Consider the following 20,157-nt stretch of genomic DNA (forward strand, 5'->3'; position numbering starts at 1 on the left):
CCGGTAGCTCTGCGCAGACTGTCAAAGCCTGCGGGAACTGTCACCGCCAACGCTGCGTCACGGGCTGTGATGGGCAGCCTTACAGGCCGAGGAGAGCCGGAAGGTCGTCCATCGTCGTGAACGTCACGGCGCCCTCGGCAGCCAGCGTCTCGGCCCCGCCGTGGGGGGCATAGCCATGACAGCGCATGCCAGCGGCATATGCGGCACGGGCGCCAGTCGGGCTGTCCTCGATGACAACGCATTGGGCAGGGTCGGCCCCAAGGCTTGCCGCCGCATGCAGATAGAGATCCGGCGCCGGCTTCAACATGCCAAGGTCCTGACCCGAGAAGATGCGCCCCTCAAGCCGGTCGGCCAGAGCGGGATGCTGGCCAAGCGTGATCTGCATCTTGCGCAGGCTGCCGTTGGATCCGATGGCATAGGGGATGCCCGCCGCATCCAGCGCATCGAACACCGCGACGATTCCGGGGATCATCGGGGTGCCTATGGCCAGTCGGGCATAAAGCTGCTCGTAGAACATGGGAACCCAGTCGGCGGGGATATCGGCGCCAAGTTCGGCGGCGATCCGGCCGCAGCGTTCGATGGTGCCGCCGAGAAACAGCGCCTCCATCCTTGGCCGGTCAAGTGTCAGACCGCGCGCGGCGAAATCCTCGGCCAGCAGGTCAAAGGTCGCAGGCTCACTGTCCACGACCACGCCGTCGCAATCAAACAGCACGGCTGCGGGGCGGGTGATGGATGCCGTCATGGTGCCCTCAGGATCGTGATCATGGTGTCGCCATATCGCCGCTGATCCAGCTCTTCAAAGCCGTCGGGGATCACGGGCGTCGCGCTTTCCTCCCAAACGATCAGGGCGCCGGGCGCAAGCCAGCCGCCTGCGACACAAGAGGCGAGCGCGCGTTCGCCAAGGCTCTTGCCGTAGGGAGGGTCCAGAAAAACCAGACCATAGCCCGGACCGCGGTTTGGCCCCATGTTCGTGGCATCGCGGCGCCAGACGTCGGTGGTGCCCATGGCGCGCATCAATTCGATGTTGCGGCGCAAGAGCGCGCGCGCGGCCGTGCCATCATCGACGAAAGCCACACGAGCAGCCCCCCGCGACAGCGCCTCGAGCCCGAGCGCGCCGGTTCCGGCAAAGAGGTCGAGCACCCTGGCGCCGGTGACGGGGTCACCGGCTTGCGCGATGCGGCCGTTGATCAACAGGTTGAAGATCGACTCGCGCACGCGGTCGGTCGTCGGGCGCAGATGGGCCGCAGGATCGCCTGCGCCCACATCGGCCAGCTTCAACCCGCGCGAGGCGCCACCGACGATCCTCATGGCTTCAAGAGCGCCTTGAGGTCGGGCGCGTCTGTGATCTCTTTCGCCGAGGGGCTGCGGCCGCCCTCGATCAGGCGCTTGCCGACCATATAGGCGCGCGGATCGTTCATCGCATCCACCGCGAGCAGGCGGTCGCCCGCGAAGTACCAGACCGAAAAGGCGCCATCGTCACCCCTGCGGGTCACCACATGGTCGAAGCCTGCATTCAAGCCCGCGATCTGCAGCTTGCAGTCATATTGATCCGACCAGAACCACGGCTTTGCCGCATAGGCCTTGTTCGCGCCCAGAATGTTGTCGGCCACCTGCTCTGCCTGATCGATGGCGTTACCAACCGACTCCAGCCGGATCCGCCCGCCCTGATGCGGGAACGAGGCGCAGTCGCCCGCAGCCCAGACATGGGCAACCGAGGTGCGGCCCTGTTCGTCGGTGCGGATGCCGTTTTCCAGCGCACAGCCCGCCATTTCGGCAAGTTCGGTCGCCGGATTGACCCCGACGCCGACAATCACGAAATCGCAGGCGATTTCTTCGCCGTTGGTCAGGCGGGCAGCCGTCACCCGGCCCTCGCCCAGCAGGCGATCAAGTCCTGCGCCTTCAAGGATGCGTACACCATGCGCCTGATGCAGGGCACGGAAATAGTCCGAGGTTTCGGCCGCCGCGACGCGTTGCAGGATACGCGGCGCCATTTCCACCAGCGTGACGGAAAGCCCGAGCTTTGAGGCAACCGCCGCCGCCTCCAGCCCGATATAGCCGCCGCCGATGATCACGACGCGGGCGCCGGGACGGAACTCGTGCCGCATGGCATCGACATTGCCCAGTCCGCGCACGGTATAGACACCGACCAGCCCGCCACCGATGGCGTCAGGCAGGCGGCGCGGAATGGATCCGGTGGTCAGAACCAGTTCATCATAGCTGATCACCTCGTCGCCAAGGGTCAGCGTGCGGGCGGCGCTGTCGACACCGGTCACGCGCTGGCCGAGACGCAAGGCGATTGCCTTTTCCGCATAGAAATCGGCGGGGCGCAGGGTCAGGCGGTCAATCTCCATCTCGCCCAGCAGATAGGCCTTCGACAGGGGCGGGCGCTGATAGGGTGGCGCGGTCTCTTCGCCGATCAGGGTGATTTCGCCCGGATAGCCGCCAGCCCTGAGCCGCGTCACCAGCGCCGATCCGGCCTGACCCGCCCCGACAACCACCACATGCGCCATGTCTTCGCCCTATGTCTCGCAGAAACGCACACAGCCTCTGGCCGCGTCCCGTGCCGGACCCTATATCTGGGCGCATCGGAAACGCAACGCGCGAGGGACCAAAAATGACGATTTCTGTGGGGCAAAGCCTGCCTGACGCGAACCTGCTGCGGATGGGCGAAGACGGGCCCGAGACGGTTGCTCTGTCCTCGAAGCTCAAGGGGCGCAAGGTCGTGGTCTTCGGTCTGCCCGGCGCCTATACCGGTGTCTGCACCACCGCCCATGTGCCGAGCTTCATCCGCACCAAGGACAAGTTCGCGGCCAAGGGCGTGGACGAGATCATCTGCGTCTCGGTCAACGATCCCTTCGTGCTGAAGGCATGGGGCGAGTCGACGGGCGCCACGGCGGCTGGCATTGCACTCCTCGGTGATTCCGATGCGGCCTTCACCAAAGCAATCGGCCTTGATTTTACCGCACCACCGGCGGGCCTGATCAACCGGTCGAAGCGCTATGCGCTTTACGCCGAGGATGGCGTGGTCAAGGTGATCCAGGTCGAGGACAGCCCCGGCCAGTGCACCATCTCGGGAGGTGAGGCACTGCTTGAGGCGATCTGATCGCGAAGGGGCCGGGCGACCGGCCCCTTTTCGCTTCTGTCAGGCGGACCCGTGGTGAAGTTTGCACAGACATTCCACCGGCCCTGAATGGTCGGTCTGCACCTCGGCTGCGTCCGCAAGCCTGTCGATAATGCGGGCAAGCCGCAGGTCGAGCTCGGTCAGACCGTCGCTTGCATGCGTGGTCAGCGTGATATCGACCACGTTATAGACGTTCGACCATTCTGGGTGATGGTTCAGCTTTTCCGCCGATAGGGCGACGCGGGACATGAAGCCCCAGGCTTCAGAGAAATTGCGGAACTTCAGGATCTTGCGCAGGGCATCGCGGTCCTCGATCGCGCGCCAGCCGGTATTCCCAAGGGCTGGCAGGACCTCTTGCCGTTCTGTGTCTGTCAGGCGGGGAAATGTCGTCATTTCCGACCCGCCAGTTCTTCGTCGATGGCGCGGGCACGGATCGCGGCGGGGCGGCCCATGATCCGCTCGGCATAGGCGACGAACTCGGGCTCTTTCGGGATCGACCCGAAATGCATTCCCCAGCCAATCTGGGCACCAAGGTAGACATCGGCCGCGCTGAAGCTTGTGCCGACCAGATAGGGCGAGCCGGCCAGATGACCGCGCAGGGTGCGGATGACGTCATCGAAACTGCCATAGCCGACCATGCCGCGCTTGTCGTCCGGGACCGTGACGCCAAGTGCCTTGTTGACCACCGCAGCCTCGAATGGCCCCGCCCCGAAGAACATCCAGCGATAGAACGCCGCGCGATCGGATGGCATGAGCCCTGCCTGGGGGAACATGTCGGCAAGATAGGTGCAGATCGCCGCGCATTCGGTAACCACACGGTCGTCGTGGCGCAGCGCCGGGACCTTGCCCATCGGGTTGATCGCCAGATACTCCGGCGCTTTCATTGTGCTGCCATAGTCCAGCAGGACCGTCTCATAGGGCTGGCCCAACTCTTCGAGCATCCAGCGCGCGATGCGTCCGCGCGACATCGGGTTTGTATAGAGGGTCAATGTGGTCATGCGGCACCTCCCGGACGGCATTCTGCCATGGCACGGACGATCTGTCAGTCGTCTTGCTGATCTGCCGGCGGGCCTCGGCGGAACGGACCATAGGCGGTCAGCACCTCGATCTCTTCTTCCACGGCCAGGCGTTCGCGGTTGAGATAATCGGCAACCGCGCGGGCGAAGGACGGCTCGCGCAGCCAGTGCAGCGAGTGGATTTCGGTCGGAAGATAGCCGCGCGCCAGCTTGTGCTCGCCCTGCGCTCCGGCCTCGACCCGGGCCAGACCATGTGCGATGGCCCAGTCGATGGCCCGGTGGTAGCACAGCTCGAAATGCAGGCAGGGATAGTCGGCGATACAACCCCAGTAGCGACCGAAAAGGCAATCCACGCCGATGAAATTCAACGCGCCCGCCACGGCCCGCGGGCCGTCAAAGGCCATCACCAGCAACACATCGTCGCGCATCGTGGCATGGACCTGGTCAAAGAAGGCGCGGGTCAGATAGGGGCGCCCCCATTTGCGGCTGCCCGTGTCCTGATAGAAGGCCCAGAAGGCCTCCCAGTATTCGGGCAGAATTGTCGCGCCTGTCAGAGATTCGATGCGCAAGCCGTGGGAGTTGGCAATTTCACGTTCCTTGCGAAGCGCCTTGCGCTTGCGCGAGGCGAGGGTCGCAAGGAAGTCATCATAGCTGCGATAGCCGTGATTGAGCCAATGGAACTGCTGTGTCATGCGCCGCAAAAGGCCCTGCGCCTCGCCAGCCAACGCCTCGTCCTGAGTGCAGAAGGTAATGTGCAGAGAAGAGAGGTGGTTTTGCCGGGCGATATCGCTTGCAGCGCTGATCAGGGCGGCGCGGCCCTCTGCCTCATGCCCCGGCAGGGTCAGCAGGCGCCGCCCGGTTGCGGGTGTAAAAGGCACGGCGATCTGCAGCTTGGGATAGTAGCGCCCGCCCGCCCGCTCATAGGCCTCGGCCCAGCCATGATCGAAGATGTACTCGCCCTGCGAGTGCGATTTGGCAAACATGGGTGCCGCGGCGACAAGGCGGCCCGTCGCGTCGTGGACGAGCAGCGGGTGCGGCTCCCACCCGGTGCCAGGGCCGACAGAGCTTGACGCTTCGAGCGCCAGAAGAAACCGGTGCGTGGTGAAAGGGTCGCGCGGATCGGTCAGGGCATCCCAGCTGGCCGGAGGTATGGCGGCAAAGCTGTCGGCAAGCGTCGCGGTCAGGTCGGGCACGTCACCCCCGGGGTTGCGGAGGGGCGGGGGGCTGTCTGCCCCCCGGGCCCCCCGAGGATATTTCTGAAAAGAAGAAGATGCGGCGCGGTGCCGTCCGGTCAAGAGACAGGGGGCAGATAGCCTTCGAAGGTGATGTTTTCGGCGATTCTGCGGGCATCGCGCTCGGCCTTGGGTGAGCGGATGGTCCAGCATAGGACCCGCGCGCCTTGTGATTTGAGCGAGGCCACACGCGGGCGCGACAGGTCTGCCGCCTCATGGCTGATGAAGCTCGCCGCGCAACGGTCGTAATCAGGGATCTCGCGCAGGCGGTCGCAGATGTCAGGGGCAAGCGGGGCATAATCCTGATAGTCGTAACTGCCTGTCGTCAGCCCACGCGGCAGAGCTGGGCAAAGGCGGACCATCTCGGCCACGCTGTCGGGGTTGAAGGACATCAGCGCCACGGGGCCGGCATAGCCCGAAAGTGCCTGGGCTGTTGCAGCTTCCAACGGACCAATGGTGCCGCCGGGGACCAGCGTCTGGTCCTTGATCTCGATCAGCAGGGGCACGCGGCCATCCACGATCCGCAGCACCTCGGTCAGGGTGGGGATGCCGTCTGCGGCGTCAATCAGCCGGATCGCAGAAAGCTCGGCTGCGCTGCGATCCCTGACCCAGCCCTCACTGCCGGTCAGCCGGGCGAGATCTTCGTCATGAAAGACCATCGCCACGCCATCGGCCGATAACTGCAGATCGATTTCGATGCCATAGCCCGCAGCAACCGCCGCGCTTATGGCGGCGCGGCTGTTCTCCGGTCGCCCCGCCGCGCGGTCATGCAGCGCGCGGTGGGCGATGGGTGCAGCCAGAAATGCGTCGGGCAGCGGCACGCGCATCAATTCAGCTCGAAGATCGCTTCGATCTCGACCGCCACGCCAAAGGGAAGGGACGCGGCCGAGACGGCCGAGCGTGCATGGCGCCCTGCGTCACCAAGGGCCGCGACCATGAAGTCGGACGCGCCGTTGATCACCTTGGGCTGATCGGTGAAATCGGGGGTGGAATTCACGAAGCCCACCAGCTTGACCACACGCTTGAGGCGCGTCAGGTCGCCATCGCAGGCCTTTTTCAGTTGTGCGAGCAGAGAGATCGCACAGGCTTTTGCCGCTGCGGCGCCGTCCTCGACGCTCATCCCCGCGCCCAGCTTGCCCTTGATCTGGCCGTTCGCATCGGCGCTGATCTGCCCGGATACATGGACGAGCTTGCCCGCGATCACATAGGGCACATAGTTGGCCGCCGGTGCCGGCGCATCAGGCAGGGTGACGCCGAGTTCGGCAAGACGAGCTTCGATGGACATGGGGGGCCTCCTCTTCGTTCCGCGCAGAGGCTAGCGGCAAGCGCGAGGGGCGGCAAGGCCGCCCCCGACATCGGAACAGGTGGAACCGTCAGCTTTCACGAAAGGCCTTGGCGAAATAATCCGTGAAGGGGCGGATCATATAGGCAAGGGGTGTCCGGTCACCGGTCTTGATAAAGGCCTCGACCGGCATGCCCGGCAGCAGGGTCAATCCCTCGAGCTTGGCAAGTTCCGCAGGATCAGGCTCGATCTCGACCCGGTAGTAAGAGGCCTGCGTTGCCTGATCGACCAAGGCATCGGCGGATACCACCGTCACATGGCCCATCAGTTCCGGCGTGGTGCGGGCAGAAAAGGCCGAGAAGTGCAACTTGGCTTCCTGCCCGGCAAAGACCTCGTCGATGTGAAGGGGCGAGACCCGTGCCGTGATCACCAGTGGCCGGTCCTGCGGCACGATGTACATGACCGGGTCGGCCGGCCGGATCACCGAGCGTGGGGTCGTGACCTGCAGCGCAAGGACAATCCCTGACGAGGGCGCGCGGATTTCGAGCCGGGTGATCCGCTCGGTCAGGGCGCGGACGCGTTCGGCAAGCTCAAGCTCCTGGCTGCCGATGTCGCGCAACTGGGTATTGGCCTCTTCGCGATGGGCGGCCTGCAGGCGCAGGACCTCGAGGTCGATCTCTGAGATGTTCTCCAGCGCCTGCGCCTTTGAGGAGTCGAGCTCGCCCCGTTGGCCCAGAAGGCGCGCGACCTCACGCTGAAGGGCAAGGACCCGTGAGGCCTGGGCCAGACCCTTGTCCAGCAGCGACTGCTGGTCGGTCAGTTCCTCGTTGATCAGGTCAAGCTGCTGGGTCAGGGCGACGATCTGCGCCTCGATCCCCTCGATGCGGCTGCCGATCTGGGCGCGGCGCTCGGTCATCTGGCCGATCTGCTTGGACAGCGTTTCCTTGCGCGCGTTGAAGAGATGGACTTGCCCTTGGACCTGTTCGGCCACCTCGGGGCGGGCCTTGGCGACGTCCAGCAGGTCTTGCGGGAAGGTGATGGTTTCATCGTCATCACGCTCGGCGGCAAGCCGCGCGCGGCGGGCGCGGATCTCGTAGAGCTGGCCTTCGACGATCGCCAGTTCCGAATGCAACGCCGAGCCGTCGAGCCTGACCAGAAGGTCACCCGCTTTCACGGTATCGCCCTCGGCCACGGCGATGGTTTCGACCACGCCGCCGTCGGGGTGCTGCACGATCTGCCGGCTGCTCTCGACCTCGATCTGGCCCGAGGCGATCACGGCACCCGAGATCGTGGTCACCACGCTCCAGAGGCCAAAGCCACCAACCAGCAGGGCAAGCGTCGCAAAGCCGAGGATAAGCGGCCCGCGCGCCGACCACTTCGCCTCTGGCGCGCGGGTTGGAGCATGGCCCGGCGCCGTGGCGCGGGGGATGTCGATCTCGGTCGGCTTGGCCTTGGCCTGCGGCAACTGCTGCCGGGCATCGGCAGGCAGCGTCGTGCCTTCGGATCGTTCTGTGGGCTCGGTCATCTGGATCTCCGTTCGGCCAATAGGGCTAGTTGGGGGTGGCGTCTTGCCACCCTCAGGTCACGCCGCCAGGGCCGGCACTTTTCGCGATTTCCGTGTGGTTCTTGACCATCTCGCGCAGCACCTGGTCGCGCGGACCAAAGGCGCGGCGCAGGCCATCTTCGACAACGAGCAGAAGGTCACATTCCTGAATGGCGGCTGGACGGTGCGCCATGATCAGAACCGCGCAGCCTGCCGCCTTCATCTGCTTGATGGCATCGTTCAACGCCATCGATCCCTCGTTGTCGAGGTTCGAGTTCGGCTCGTCCAGCACCACGATCACCGGATCGCCGTAAAGCGCGCGGGCAAGGCCGATCCGCTGGATCTGGCCGCCCGACAACCTCCCGCCAAGGGCCGAGACGCGGGTGTCATAGCCATCTGGCAGACGCACGATCATGTCATGGGCCGCGGCCTTCTTGGCGGCCTCGACGACCTTGAGGCCATCCGGGTTACCTTGCAGACGGGCGATGTTTTCGGCGATCGTGCCCTCGAACAGCGTCACGCGCTGCGGCAGGTAGCCTATGTAGCTGCCCAGAACATCCGGGTCATACTGATCCAGCGAGGCGCCATCGAGCCGGACCTTGCCGCCTGCGGGTCGCCATGCGCCGATCAGCGCACGCGCCAGCGTGGATTTGCCCGACCCCGATGGGCCGATGACGCCAAGCGCCTGACCCGGTTCCAGCCGGAAGTTGATCATCCGCAGCGTTGCGTGGTTTTCGCCCGGTGGCACGACGGTCAGGTTCTGCGCCTCAAGCAATGCGCGGGGGCGTGGCAGGGCGGTATGGCCGGGCTCTTCGGGCTGGCGCGAGAAAAGCTCGGCCAGACGCGCCCAGCCTTCTTGCGAACGTTGCACCACCGCCCATTGGCTGACGGCAGTCTCGATGGGCGCCAGCGCCCGACCCATCAGGATGGAGCCCGCGATCATTGCGCCCGAGGTCAGCTCGCCCTTCAGCACCAGCCATGCCGCAAGTCCCAGCATCGCCGATTGCAGGAATTGCCGGAACGTCTTGGTGATGACCGAGTAGGTTCCGCCCACGTCCGAGGCGCTGATGGTTTCGCGAAGGGCCGTGCCACGCGCCTTTTGCCAGCGGGTGAAGCCTGCCTCGCGCATGCCAAGCGCTTGCACAACTTCCGCCTCGGCCTTCAGATTCTCGGCCATCCGTTCGGCGGTGATGGTGGCGCTGTTGGCGCGGGCAAGCGGCACCTTGGTCACACGCTGGTTCAGCACGGTGATGATCACAAGGATCACCCCGCCGATGACCGAAAGCCAGCCCATGTAGGGGTGAAAGATGAAGGTCGCGATGATGAAGACCGGCGTCCAGGGGATGTCGAACAGCGCGATCAGCACGGGTGAGGAATAGAGCCGCTGCACTGCCTCAAGATCCCGCTGCGCGGCGGTGGCGGCCGGGTCAGAGGGCGCGACCTGTGAGCGGCGCATCGCGGCTTCGAACACCCGCCGGTCAAGACGCGACTGGAAGGCCGCGCCGACCCGCGCCATGACACGGGCCCGGGCATGGTCCAGCAGGCCCATGATGATGAACAGAAAGACGATCAGCAGCGTCAGCGCCAGAAGCGTCGCCTCTGACCGGCTGCCAAGGACGCGGTCGTAGACCTGCATCATGTAAAGCGGGCCGGTGAACAGCAGCAGGTTGTAGAACACGCTGAACAGGAAAACGGCCAGAAGCAGGCCATTCGATTCACGCCGCGCCGCGCGAAGTTCGGCAAGGCCCGGGGCGATGTTCAGCCCGATTTCATTTCGGCTCACTCGATGATCTCCTGATCCGTGCTGAATTTATTGTGAACACGCGCGGCGCGATCCGTCACTTCAATGCCACGGTCATGAATTGCGTTGTCCATCGGAACACCTTATCCCTTGCGTTCTGGGCGCCGTGGCAGTGGTTCGCGCCGTGACGCAAGAAAAAGCAGGCTATTGGCGATGTCATATCCTTTAAAAACCGGTTTGTTGCAAGATTGCGGCAAGCATTGGGCGCTTGCGGGGATTGTTTCCGCCAGCCTTGCGGCCTGTGCGGGGCCAGCACCAACGTCCGAGCCCTATGATCCGCTCGAAGACACCAACCGTTCGATCCATGCATTCAACAAGGGATTGGATACGGTCGTCGCCCGCCCGGCCTCGAAAGCCTACGGCGCGATTCTGCCGCAGCCGGTAAAAACCGGCGTCGCAAACTTTGCCTCGAACCTCGAACTGCCCGGTAACGTCGTGAATGGCGTGCTTCAGGGGGATGTGGAAGGCGCTGGCAAGAACACGCTGCGCTTTATCATGAATTCGACCTTCGGGGTTGCGGGCATTTTCGATCCGGCGCGCGAGTTCGATCTGCCACAGGAAAAGACCGACTTCGGCGAGACGCTCTATGTCTGGGGTGTGGGCGAGGGGGCTTATCTGGAGCTTCCGGTGCTCGGCCCGCGCACAACGCGCGACGCGGTCGGCGATGTTGTGGACATTTTCACCAATCCGGTCAGCAATGTTTTGCCCACGACCGAGGGATACTACGCCACGGCGGCCGGAGTCGGCTCGAAACTGGGTGATCGTGACCGCTATTCTCAAACGATCGATTCGGTTCTCTACGACAGCGCCGACAGCTATTCGCAGTCGCGCCTGCTCTACCTGCAAAACCGTCGGTTCGATCTCGGGCAGCAGCCCGCGGAAGGCGAAGACGATTTCATTGATCCCTATGCGGAGTAATGGACAGATGACACATATGACCCGCCGCGCCTTTGGCGTGACCCTTGCCGCCGGTGCCGCGGCGACCCTCCTTGCCCGGCCCGCCGCGGCGCTGGATCTGGCCTCGGCCAAGGCGTTGATCGACCGCGCCATCGGCGAGGTGAACTCCGTGATCAATTCGGGCAAGTCCGAGACCGCGATGTATCGCGATTTCGAGAGGATCTTTGCCAAGTATGCCGATGTCAGCGCCATCGCACGTTCGGCGCTTGGCCCGGCCGCACGGACGGCCAGCGCCGCACAGATGTCGGCCTTTACCAAGGCCTATCAGGGTTACATCAGCCGCAAGTATGGCCGCCGCTTCCGCGAGTTCATCGGCGGGCGGATCGAGGTGGTCGATGCCAAGCCACTGAAGAGCTACTTCGAGGTGATCTCGGTTGCGCATCTGCAGGGCGAGGCACCCTTCGATCTGCGCTGGCATGTGTCGAACAAGTCCGGTCGGGACCTGTTCTTCAACATCATCATTGAAGGCGTGAACATGCTGGCGTCAGAGCGTGAAGAGATCGGCTCGATGCTCAAGCAGCAGAAGGGCGACATTGATGCGCTGACTGCGGCGCTTGCCACGGCCTGATCCCGCGCCCTGCAATCAGGACATGGCCCGCCAAGCGGCGGGCCTTTTCGTTTCAGCCGATGACCCGGCGCAGAAGCCCCATCCAGTTGCCCCAGCAGAGCCGGTCGATCAGTGCCGACCCGTAGCCTGCGGCCTCCATCCCCGCGACCAGCGCTGGCAGTTGGGCGGCGGTCTGCAGCCAGTCGGGCGTGGTCGTGCCGTCAAAGTCCGACCCAAGCGCCACGCCCTCTTCGCCCAACCGGGCAATCAGATGATCCAGATGGCGGATCATCTGCCCGACCGGCGTTGCGGGATTGCGGGTGCCGTCGTCGCGCAGAAAGCCCACGCCGAAGTTCAGGCCGACCAGTCCGCCGCGCTCGGCCATGGCGTCAAGCTGGCGGTCGGTCAGGTTGCGCGTTGCCGGGCAGACCGCATGGGCCGCCGAATGGGTTGAGACCAGAGGCTTTTGCGACGCTGCCGCCACGTCCCAGAAGCCTTGCTCGTTGATGTGCGCCAGATCGACCAGCACGCCCAGCCGATCGCACTCCGCGACCAGCCTGCGGCCCGCATCGGTCAGCCCCGGCCCTGTATCGGGAGAGGCGGGGAAGTTGAACGGCACGCCATGGCCAAAGATGTTGCTGCGGCTCCAGACCGGGCCAAGGCTTCGTAGACCGGCGGCATGCAGAACATGCAACTCGTCCAGACCCTCGCCGATCCCCTCGCAGCCCTCGACATGCAGAAGGGCGGCCACTGCGCCAGCCGTTCGCGCCGCCTCGATCTCTGCCACGCTACGGCAGAGGCGGATTGCGTCGGGGCGCTCGGCATCAAGGCGGATCAGGATCGAGGCCTGCTCCATCGTTACGCGATGCGCGGTGTCGGTGTTGACCGGAGGATGGGCGCGAAGTGTGGCTGTGGGGTCAGGCGCGGTCTTTGGATCACCGGGAACCCAGACGGCAAAGAACCCGCCTGCCAGGCCACCCGCCTGCGCATGGGGCAGCGAAACAGCGCCCTCCCACCCCTCCAGAAAGGCCTCGCCGTGGCGGTCCTTCATGGCCCAAAGGCGCGAAAGCAGGTCGTTGTGTCCGTCAAAGATGGCTTGGGTCATGGCGTGCTCCATTCTGCCGCAGACTGGACATGAAGCGATCAAAGGCGCAACCCCTGCCGATTTTCGGCGGTGTGAGCTTCAAGAAAACGCGATTGCACCAGTTTTTCGCAACTTCCTGCGACAATTTGTCTGGAATGCTGCGACAAACTGCCCCAGTTTCAATCCCGCTGTGCATCGGGGTTTTGGGAGGAGCCGCATGAACAAGCTTGTTGCGATCATTTGTGTGATCAGCTGGTCGGGCTTCTGGGCCTTTGGATATCTGGCTCTGTCGGCGGGCATCGAGGATACCGGGCAGATGATCATCGCCACCCTGCTGGCCGGCGCGGGCTTCCTGACCGGAATGTTGGCCTGGCTGCGTCTGTCGCGCAGTGATCAGCTGATCCTCAAGGGCTGAGCCTAGCCTTTCAACTCGGCTGTCAGGCGCACCGGGCCGGGCGTGCCGCGCAGTTTCGCGCGATAGATCACCAGCGATTCCGCGACGCGCATAACATATGTGCGGGTCTCGGTGAACGGGATCATCTCGACCCAATCGACCACATCGACCGCGGACGCGCGCGGATCACCGAATTCGCCGATCCAGCGCCGCGGGCGGCCGGGGCCCGCGTTGTAGCCCGAAGCGACAAGGGCGACCGACGGGCCGAACTCTTCGACCAGCTTGGCAAGGTAGGCGCTGCCGAGCGTGACGTTATAGGCCGGATCGCTGGTCAGGCGGCCAAGCTCGAACGGCAGGCCCAGCGATTTCGCGGTGCGCTCGGCGGTCTCTGGCATCAACTGCATCAGACCGCGTGCGCCAACCGAACTGCGGGCGGTCGGGTCGAACTCACTTTCCCGGCGCGCGATGGCCAGCGCGAAGGCACGCGAGACGGCAAGGCCATCGTTCGGGATCAGGTCGGGCACGGGATAGTAAGCGCCGGGCAGGATGATACCACGCTCTGCCCCCTGTTTCGCCAGAAGGACGGCGATATGCGGCTGGTCAAGCGTCAGGGCCAGCTGGGCAAGGCTTGCCAGATCCTCGGGCGACTGCGTTTCCGCCAGATGCAGCAGGAAGCGCGTGCCCTGCGGCTTGTCGCCGGCGCTCAGCAGCAGAAGCGCCGCCTGCATCACCGACGAGCGGGCGAAGGGCCGCGCACGCCAGTCGAGGGCCGACAGTGGCGCAAGCAGTGCAGGGTCCAGTGACTGGCCCAGCTTTTCGGCGGCAAGAAGCCCGTAGTAGGCGGTCTGGTGCTGTGCCGCCGCCTGATAGCGTGCAGTCGCCGTCGGGTCGCCAAGTGCCTCAAGCGCGCGTCCCTGCCAGTAAAGCGCGCGTGACAGCGAGATCGGGGTCGTGACCCGTGCCTCAAGGTTGCGGAAGTGCTGAAGCGCGGTCCCTGCGTCGCCCATCTGGCGCAAGGCAATGAAGCCCGCGAGGAACTCCAGATCGGCATAGTCGGCGCCCTCGCTCAGGTGGTGGCTAGCGGCCACGCGATACGCAAGCTGTGCCTTGCCATCGCGCGAGAGCTGACGCGCCAGCTGCGCCCGACGCTTGGCCCAGGCTTGAGGGTTGCCAAGCGCCTCGGCGCTGCCGGAATGGTCCAGCATCAGTGCCGCAGCGTCGTCCCAGAGGTCGCGGGCGATGCGCCAGTCCATGCGGGCCTGCGCCAGCAGTGGATGGGCCGCAAGCGGGCGCGGCACCCGTTTGACCAGCGTATCCACCCCGTCCTTTCGTTCGCGAAGCGCAATGCGGGCCTGTGCCAGGGCTTGCCAGCCCTCGGGCATCTGACCGGCCACGCGTTCGGCCTGCGAGGGCTCATCTTCCCATAGCATGTGGGCGAGCCGTTCCTCATTGAGTTGCGTCAGCCCCGGATAGAGCGCCAGAAGCTTTGACTGATCCTCAGAGGACAGCGGCAACTCGACCCAGGCCCGCTGCGCCTCGGCCTCTGCTTCTGCCGTCCGGCCGGTGGCGCGCAGCGCGCCAATCACCGCAAGCGAGCCTGCGCCGGTTTGTGGCAGGCTGTTGCCGAACCACGCCAGAATCCGCTCGGGCGTGGTCGAGCGCGCGACCGCCTCCTCGCCCTTTTCCCGCAGCAGGGCAAGTCCCGGCCAGTCGGGGCGGCGGGCCAGAAAAGCCTCGTACTCCGAGAGGGTTCCCTCACCCGCGCGCAGGCGTTGCCATTCGATCAGATCGGCGCTGACAGGCGATCCCGCGGCGAGGCGCGCAGCCTCGGACCAGTTCTTGCGCCCGGCCTCATTCAGCGCGAGCCGCAGGTTGTCGGCGAGATCGCTCTGACCCATCGCCGGGGTGGCAAGGGCAAGGCAAAGCAGGAGGGGACGCAGCATGTTCATGGCGCGGAAATTGCAGCAAGGCGGGGACAGGGGCAACTCACATCCCCGACAGGGGCCGCGGCGTCGGCGGAAGCTTGCGGGGGGGCTGTGGCCTATCGGGCGCGTGGCGCGGTTTGCCCGTGCATCGCAACTTGGCAAGCGCGGGCCGGATCGTTAGAGGAAAGGCGGTCAATCGGGCGAGTCTGCCCCAGCAATCGGAGATGCGTGTCATGTTCAAAGGGTCCATGCCTGCCCTGGTCACGCCGTTCAAGAACGGCGCGCTGGATGTGGACACGCTGAAGAAACTGGTCGAATGGCATATCGCCGAGGGCTCGAACGCCATCGTTCCGGTGGGCACGACCGGCGAAAGCCCGACCTTGAGCCATGAGGAACACGGCCAGGTCATCGAGATCGTGGTCGAAACCGTGGCAGGCCGTGTGCCGGTGATCGCAGGGGCCGGGTCGAACAACACGATCGAGGGGATCGGTCTGATCCAGCACGCTGAAAAGGTGGGCGCCGACGCCGCGCTGGTGGTGACGCCCTATTACAACAAGCCCACGCAGGCGGGGCTGATTGCGCATTTTACCGCGCTGCATGACGCGTCGAACCTGCCGATCATCATCTACAACATCCCCGGCCGTTCGGTCATCGACATGACGCCCGAGACGATGGGCGCGCTGGCAAAGCTGTCGCGCATCGTCGGCGTGAAGGACGCAACCGGCAAGATCGAACGGGTCTCGATGCAGCGCGCCACGTGCGGGGCCGATTTCATCCAGCTTTCGGGCGAAGATGCGACCGCACTGGGATTCAACGCCCATGGCGGCGTGGGCTGCATCTCGGTCACTGCGAACGTGGCGCCACGCCTCTGCGCCGAATTCCAGGCGGCGACGCTGGCGGGCGACTATGCCAAGGCGCTTGAGTATCAGGACCGCCTGATGCCGCTGCATGAGGCGATCTTCATCGAGCCCGGACTTGCGGGCGCGAAATATGGCCTGTCGCTGCTCGGTCTGTGCTCGGAAGAGGTGCGCCTGCCGCTGGTCGGTCTGACCGACGGGACGAAAGCCAGGATCAAGGCCGCCATGCAGCACGCGGGCGTCCTCTGACACGCTGCGGGTTGGGGGCTTTGCCCCCGCCCGTTCCGGGCTCCCCCAGGGTATTTTGGCCAAGAGGAAGCCGCATCGTATGGAGCGGGCGATGAGTGACAATCTGCGCGGCAGCCTGTTCATGGTTCTGGCCATGCTGGGCTTTGCCATCGAGGACATGCTTCTGAAGCGCGTCGCCGCCGCAGGGATGCCGGTGGGTGAGATCCTGATATTTTTCGGCGCGGGCGGGTGCCTGCTGTTTGCCGCACTGACCTATGTGCAGGGCCAGCCGATCTGGCATCCGGCGGTCATCAGCCCCCGGATGCTGGCCAAGGCCGGGTTCGAGGTGATGGGGCGGCTTTTCTATACGCTCGCCATCGCCTTTACCGCGCTTTCCAGTGCAAGCGCGATCCTGCAGGCCACACCGCTGGTCGTGGTGGCGGGGGCCGCGCTGATCTTTGGCGAGAAGGTCGGCTGGAGGCGCTGGAGCGCGATCCTTCTGGGGCTGTTCGGCGTGCTGGTCATTCTGCGTCCGGGGCTTGAGGGGTTCACCTGGGCCTCGCTTCTTGCGGTGCTGGGTCTGCTGGGCTTTGCGGGCCGTGATCTTGCGACGCGGGCGGCGCCCAAGGTGCTGACGAACTTCCAGCTTGGGATCTATGGTTTTCTGGCGATGGTGCCGACGGGTGCGGCACTTCTGACATGGCAGGGTGGCGCAGTGATGCTTAATCCGATGATGGCCGTGCAATTGATGATCGCGGTCGTGGTCGGTGTGGCGGCCTACTGGGCATTGACCGTCGCCATGCGGACGGGTGAGGTCAGCGTGGTGACCCCGTTCCGCTATACGCGCCTCGTCTTTGCGCTGGTCCTTGGCGTTGTGGTCTTTGGCGAGCGTCTGGATGCGGCGACCATGATCGGCTCGGCCATCGTGGTGTCGGCGGGGCTTTACACCCTGGTGCGAACCCGGCGCGTGGCCGGCTGATCTGGACTTTCGCGGGTAGCTCGCCTATCTCGGGGCGATCATGGCACCAAAATCCGACCCAAATTCCAAACTGATCGCCGAAAACCGCCGGGCGCGTTTCGATTACTTCATCGAAAGCGATCTGGAGGCTGGGGTCATGCTGCTCGGGTCAGAGGTCAAGTCGCTGCGTCAGGGCGGGTCGAACCTGGGCGAAAGCTATGCCAGCGTCGAGAATGGCGAACTCTGGCTAATCAACAGCTATATCGCCCCCTATCGCGAGGCGAAGACCTGGGGCCATGAAGAGCGTCGCCGGCGCAAGCTTCTGGTCTCGAAGCGCGAGCTGTCGCGGCTGTGGAACGCCACGGCACGTGAGGGGATGACCATCGTTCCCATGAAATGGTATTTCAACGAACGTGGGATCGTGAAGATCAAGCTGGGCGTCGCCAAGGGGAAAAAGCTGGCCGACAAGCGCCAGACCGAAGCCAAACGCGACTGGGATCGGCAGAAACAGCGACTTCTGCGCCACGGTAGCTGACTTTCCTTAAAGGCATGCTTTGTGAAATCGGGCGGTGGTGCGACAGTTTGTCGCGGCCCACGCATTTCATCAGGGCCGTGCAACGAGGGAAAATTCCCCGTGGAGGAGGGACGACATGGAACTGATCATCAGCCTGATCGCAGGGGCGCTTGGTGGCAATCTCGCCGGCGGCGTCATGAAGAACCTCAGCCTGGGCACGCTGGGCAATTCACTGGTCGGCATTCTGGGCGGCGGCCTGGGCAGCACGATCCTGTCGGCACTGCTGGGTGGCGCTGCGCCTGATGCGGCCGCTGCAGCCGGCGGCATGGACGTTGGCGCGATCATCAGCAGCGTCGCATCAGGTGGCGTGGGCGGCGGTGTGCTGCTGGCCATCATTGGCGTGATCCGCAACGCGATGGGCAAGTAGACACGGACGGTACAGGAATTCAGGGGCGTGGCATGATTGGCCGCGCCCCTTTTCCATCCGGCTGCCGAAAAGTCACGGGCCTTTGGTTGAACCCCGATGTTAGCGTCGAAACCTTGCTTGGCGCTTGCCTGCTTGGGTCCTTGTGGTAAAGCGGGGCCGACCACAGGAGGAGCCACCGATGACTTCCCCCCAAAGTGCCGCATTCACGGATGATCCCAGAACGCTGGTCTCGACCGACTGGCTGGCCGCGCATCTGCGCGACCCCGATCTGCGGGTTCTGGATGCCAGCTGGTTCATGCCCAACTCGGATCGTGATGCGCGGGCCGAGTATGAGGCGGGCCACATTCCGGGCGCGCGCTTCTTCGATATCGACGAGATCAGCGATCAGCGATCGGAGCTGCCGCATATGGCGCCGCCCGTCGAGAAGTTCATCAGCCGGATGCGCGCCATGGGTGTGGGTGACGGGCATCAGGTGGTTGTCTATGACAGCACCGGCATCTTCTCGGCCCCCCGCGTGTGGTGGACCTTCCGCCTTATGGGCAAGCTGGATGTTGCCGTGCTGGATGGCGGCCTGCCGAAATGGCGGGCCGAAGGGCGCGAGATCGAGGACATGCCCCCGATCGTGCGCGATCGTCATATCACGGTCAGCCGGCAGGCCGGGCTCGTCAAGGACGTGACGCAGGTCGCCCATGCCAGCAAGCTGGGCCTGTCGGAGATTGTCGACGCGCGTTCCGCCCCGCGATTCCGTGGCGAGGAGGAAGAGCCGCGCCCGGGGTTGCGCTCGGGCCATATACCGGGATCGAAAAGCGTGCCGTTCGATACGTTGGTGAACGCGGACGGTACGATGAAGGACGCATCCGCCCTGAAGGCCGTTTTTGATGCGGCAGGGGTGGATCTGGCGAAACCCGTGATTACCAGCTGCGGATCCGGTGTGACCGCCGCTGTGCTGGCCCTTGCGCTTGAGCGGATCGGCCACCGGAACTGGGCGCTCTATGACGGCTCATGGGCCGAATGGGGCATGTATGACGATCTGAAAGTCGCAAAGGGATAAGGCGATGCTGGAAGCGCTGAAGGCTCAGCCGCAGGACAAGATTCTGCAACTGATCCAGATGTTCAAGGATGATCCGAGGACCGACAAGATCGACCTCGGCGTCGGTGTCTACAAGGACGCGACGGGCCTGACCCCGGTGATGCGGGCGGTGAAGGCGGCCGAGAAGAAGATCTGGGAGACGCAGGACACCAAGACCTATACCGCGCTGACCGGAGAGCCGGGCTACAATACCGCCATGCGCAAGCTGATCCTTGCGGGCAGCGTGGATGGCGCGCGTCTGTCGTCGATCGCCACGCCCGGCGGCACCGGTGCCGTGCGTCTGGGCATTGATCTGGCCAAGATGGCGAACCCCGGCGCGACGGTCTGGGTGTCGAAACCCACTTGGGGCAACCACATCTCGATCATCAAGTTCGTGGGCCTGCCGGTTGCTGAATACCGCTACTTCGACGCAGCGGCGGGCGAGGTCGACTTTGCGGCGGTGCTCGAGGATCTGGGCCGGGTCAAGGCGGGCGATGTCGTCCTGCTGCACGGCTGCTGCCACAACCCGACCGGTGCGAACCTGACGCTGGAGCAATGGAAACAGGTGATCGCACTTCTGAAGGATCGCGGCGCCTTCCCGATGGTGGACCTTGCCTATCAGGGCTTTGGTGACGGGCTGGACCAGGATGCTGAGGCCACGCGGCTGATTGCGTCCTCGTTCCCCGAGGTGCTGATCGCGGCATCCTGCAGCAAGAACTTCGGTGTTTATCGCGACCGCGCGGGCATCCTGATTTCGATCTCGGCGGATGCCGAGCAGGCGAAGATTGCTCAGGGCAACCTGAACTTCCTGAACCGCCAGACCTACAGCTTCCCGCCCGATCATGGCACCCGCACGGTGATGACGGTGCTTGAGGACGCGAGCCTCGAGGCCGACTGGAAGGCCGAGTTGGAAGAGACCCGGAACGGCATGCTTTCGCTGCGCGCCCAACTGGCCGAAGAGCTGCGCCGCGCGACCAACAGCGACCGCTTCGACTTTGTCGCCCGCCACCGGGGCATGTTCTCTTTGCTGGGGCTGACCGAGGCACAGGTGACGCGTCTGCGCGACGAGTTCGGCATCTACATGGTCAGCGACAGCCGTATCAACATTGCTGGTCTGAACAAGGCAACCGTGCCGGTACTGGCCAAGGCGGTTGCAGCGGTTCTGTAAGGCGCTGAGACACGGAAACGAAAAGGCCCGAAGC

22 protein-coding genes are annotated in these 20,157 nt (G+C 64.6%); 10 read left to right on the plus strand and 12 right to left on the minus strand.

Annotation, left to right across the window (positions count from 1 at the left end):
* Positions 1–79: 79 nt before the first annotated feature.
* From FQU74_RS17520 to FQU74_RS17530, 3 genes are read right to left on the minus strand one after another with little or no spacing between them, the layout of a single operon-like run.
* On the minus strand, positions 80–742 hold the full coding sequence (locus FQU74_RS17520) for an HAD family hydrolase (protein ID WP_146287775.1): 663 nt from the start codon (positions 740–742) through the stop codon (positions 80–82).
* Positions 739–1,308 (minus strand): 16S rRNA (guanine(966)-N(2))-methyltransferase RsmD, encoded by a 570-nt coding sequence (rsmD, locus tag FQU74_RS17525; RefSeq protein ID WP_146287776.1) that lies wholly within the window; start codon positions 1,306–1,308, stop codon positions 739–741. Before rsmD ends, FQU74_RS17520 begins: the two co-directional genes overlap by 4 nt.
* Positions 1,305–2,510, minus strand: a complete 1,206-nt coding sequence (locus tag FQU74_RS17530; RefSeq protein WP_146287777.1) for an NAD(P)/FAD-dependent oxidoreductase — start codon at positions 2,508–2,510, stop codon at positions 1,305–1,307. Before FQU74_RS17530 ends, rsmD begins: the two co-directional genes overlap by 4 nt.
* 104 nt (positions 2,511–2,614) lie before the next feature.
* Here FQU74_RS17530 and FQU74_RS17535 point away from each other — a divergent pair, with 104 nt between their 5' ends.
* On the plus strand, positions 2,615–3,103 hold the full coding sequence (locus FQU74_RS17535; RefSeq protein ID WP_146287778.1) for a peroxiredoxin: 489 nt from the start codon (positions 2,615–2,617) through the stop codon (positions 3,101–3,103).
* A 39-nt stretch (positions 3,104–3,142) separates the two neighbouring features.
* Here the strand turns inward: FQU74_RS17535 and FQU74_RS17540 are convergent, their stop codons facing one another.
* The 7 genes from FQU74_RS17540 to FQU74_RS17570 form a co-directional block, all read right to left on the minus strand.
* Positions 3,143–3,514, minus strand: coding sequence for a 4a-hydroxytetrahydrobiopterin dehydratase (locus tag FQU74_RS17540; protein WP_146287779.1), 372 nt, complete (start codon positions 3,512–3,514; stop codon positions 3,143–3,145).
* On the minus strand, positions 3,511–4,119 hold the full coding sequence (locus tag FQU74_RS17545; protein WP_146287780.1) for a glutathione S-transferase family protein: 609 nt from the start codon (positions 4,117–4,119) through the stop codon (positions 3,511–3,513). The genes FQU74_RS17540 and FQU74_RS17545 overlap by 4 nt, the downstream gene beginning before the upstream one ends.
* Before the next feature lie 44 nt (positions 4,120–4,163).
* Complete coding sequence (locus FQU74_RS17550) at positions 4,164–5,330, minus strand: GNAT family N-acetyltransferase (RefSeq protein ID WP_373289052.1); 1,167 nt, start codon at positions 5,328–5,330, stop codon at positions 4,164–4,166.
* A 98-nt stretch (positions 5,331–5,428) separates the two neighbouring features.
* Entirely contained in the window at positions 5,429–6,196 is a 768-nt protein-coding gene (locus tag FQU74_RS17555; protein ID WP_146287782.1) for a glycerophosphodiester phosphodiesterase family protein, read from the minus strand.
* The gene (locus FQU74_RS17560) at positions 6,196–6,654 is read right to left on the minus strand and encodes a RidA family protein (protein WP_146287783.1); all 459 of its coding nucleotides are present in this window, start codon (positions 6,652–6,654) and stop codon (positions 6,196–6,198) included. Before FQU74_RS17560 ends, FQU74_RS17555 begins: the two co-directional genes overlap by 1 nt.
* Positions 6,655–6,742: 88 nt before the next feature.
* Positions 6,743–8,176 carry an HlyD family type I secretion periplasmic adaptor subunit gene (locus tag FQU74_RS17565; protein ID WP_146287784.1) on the minus strand — a complete coding sequence of 478 codons (1,434 nt, stop codon included), beginning with the start codon at positions 8,174–8,176 and terminating at the stop codon, positions 6,743–6,745.
* Between the two features lie 52 nt (positions 8,177–8,228).
* Positions 8,229–9,977 (minus strand): type I secretion system permease/ATPase, encoded by a 1,749-nt coding sequence (locus FQU74_RS17570; RefSeq protein ID WP_146287785.1) that lies wholly within the window; start codon positions 9,975–9,977, stop codon positions 8,229–8,231.
* A 171-nt stretch (positions 9,978–10,148) separates the two neighbouring features.
* On the opposite strand from FQU74_RS17570, the gene FQU74_RS17575 reads away from it, so the two are divergent.
* Positions 10,149–10,913 (plus strand): MlaA family lipoprotein, encoded by a 765-nt coding sequence (locus tag FQU74_RS17575; RefSeq protein ID WP_146287838.1) that lies wholly within the window; start codon positions 10,149–10,151, stop codon positions 10,911–10,913.
* Positions 10,914–10,920: 7 nt separating this feature from the next.
* Positions 10,921–11,520 (plus strand): MlaC/ttg2D family ABC transporter substrate-binding protein, encoded by a 600-nt coding sequence (locus tag FQU74_RS17580; RefSeq protein ID WP_170246261.1) that lies wholly within the window; start codon positions 10,921–10,923, stop codon positions 11,518–11,520.
* Positions 11,521–11,572: 52 nt separating this feature from the next.
* Here the strand turns inward: FQU74_RS17580 and FQU74_RS17585 are convergent, their stop codons facing one another.
* Complete coding sequence (locus tag FQU74_RS17585; protein ID WP_146287786.1) at positions 11,573–12,604, minus strand: dipeptidase; 1,032 nt, start codon at positions 12,602–12,604, stop codon at positions 11,573–11,575.
* A gap of 196 nt (positions 12,605–12,800) precedes the next feature.
* On the opposite strand from FQU74_RS17585, the gene FQU74_RS17590 reads away from it, so the two are divergent.
* A complete protein-coding gene (locus FQU74_RS17590) occupies positions 12,801–12,998 on the plus strand; it encodes a hypothetical protein (protein WP_146287787.1) in 198 nt (65 codons plus the stop codon).
* A 2-nt stretch (positions 12,999–13,000) separates the two neighbouring features.
* Here FQU74_RS17590 and FQU74_RS17595 read toward each other — a convergent pair whose 3' ends face one another.
* The gene (locus tag FQU74_RS17595) at positions 13,001–14,920 is read right to left on the minus strand and encodes a lytic transglycosylase domain-containing protein (RefSeq protein ID WP_229704428.1); all 1,920 of its coding nucleotides are present in this window, start codon (positions 14,918–14,920) and stop codon (positions 13,001–13,003) included.
* 215 nt (positions 14,921–15,135) lie between these two features.
* Here FQU74_RS17595 and dapA point away from each other — a divergent pair, with 215 nt between their 5' ends.
* From dapA to FQU74_RS17625, 6 genes are all read left to right on the plus strand, one after another.
* Complete coding sequence (gene dapA, locus FQU74_RS17600) at positions 15,136–16,008, plus strand: 4-hydroxy-tetrahydrodipicolinate synthase (RefSeq protein ID WP_146287789.1); 873 nt, start codon at positions 15,136–15,138, stop codon at positions 16,006–16,008.
* A 91-nt stretch (positions 16,009–16,099) separates the two neighbouring features.
* A complete protein-coding gene (locus tag FQU74_RS17605) occupies positions 16,100–16,966 on the plus strand; it encodes a DMT family transporter (RefSeq protein WP_229704429.1) in 867 nt (288 codons plus the stop codon).
* Between the two features lie 40 nt (positions 16,967–17,006).
* Positions 17,007–17,480 carry an SsrA-binding protein SmpB gene (smpB, locus tag FQU74_RS17610; protein ID WP_146287791.1) on the plus strand — a complete coding sequence of 158 codons (474 nt, stop codon included), beginning with the start codon at positions 17,007–17,009 and terminating at the stop codon, positions 17,478–17,480.
* A 115-nt stretch (positions 17,481–17,595) separates the two neighbouring features.
* Complete coding sequence (locus FQU74_RS17615; protein WP_146287792.1) at positions 17,596–17,886, plus strand: hypothetical protein; 291 nt, start codon at positions 17,596–17,598, stop codon at positions 17,884–17,886.
* 178 nt (positions 17,887–18,064) lie between these two features.
* Complete coding sequence (sseA, locus tag FQU74_RS17620) at positions 18,065–18,937, plus strand: 3-mercaptopyruvate sulfurtransferase (protein ID WP_146287793.1); 873 nt, start codon at positions 18,065–18,067, stop codon at positions 18,935–18,937.
* A gap of 4 nt (positions 18,938–18,941) precedes the next feature.
* Entirely contained in the window at positions 18,942–20,123 is a 1,182-nt protein-coding gene (locus FQU74_RS17625; RefSeq protein WP_146287794.1) for an amino acid aminotransferase, read from the plus strand.
* Positions 20,124–20,157 lie beyond the last annotated feature (34 nt).

Source organism: Gemmobacter aquaticus, from assembly GCF_007859075.1.
Classification (GTDB): domain Bacteria; phylum Pseudomonadota; class Alphaproteobacteria; order Rhodobacterales; family Rhodobacteraceae; genus Gemmobacter; species Gemmobacter aquaticus.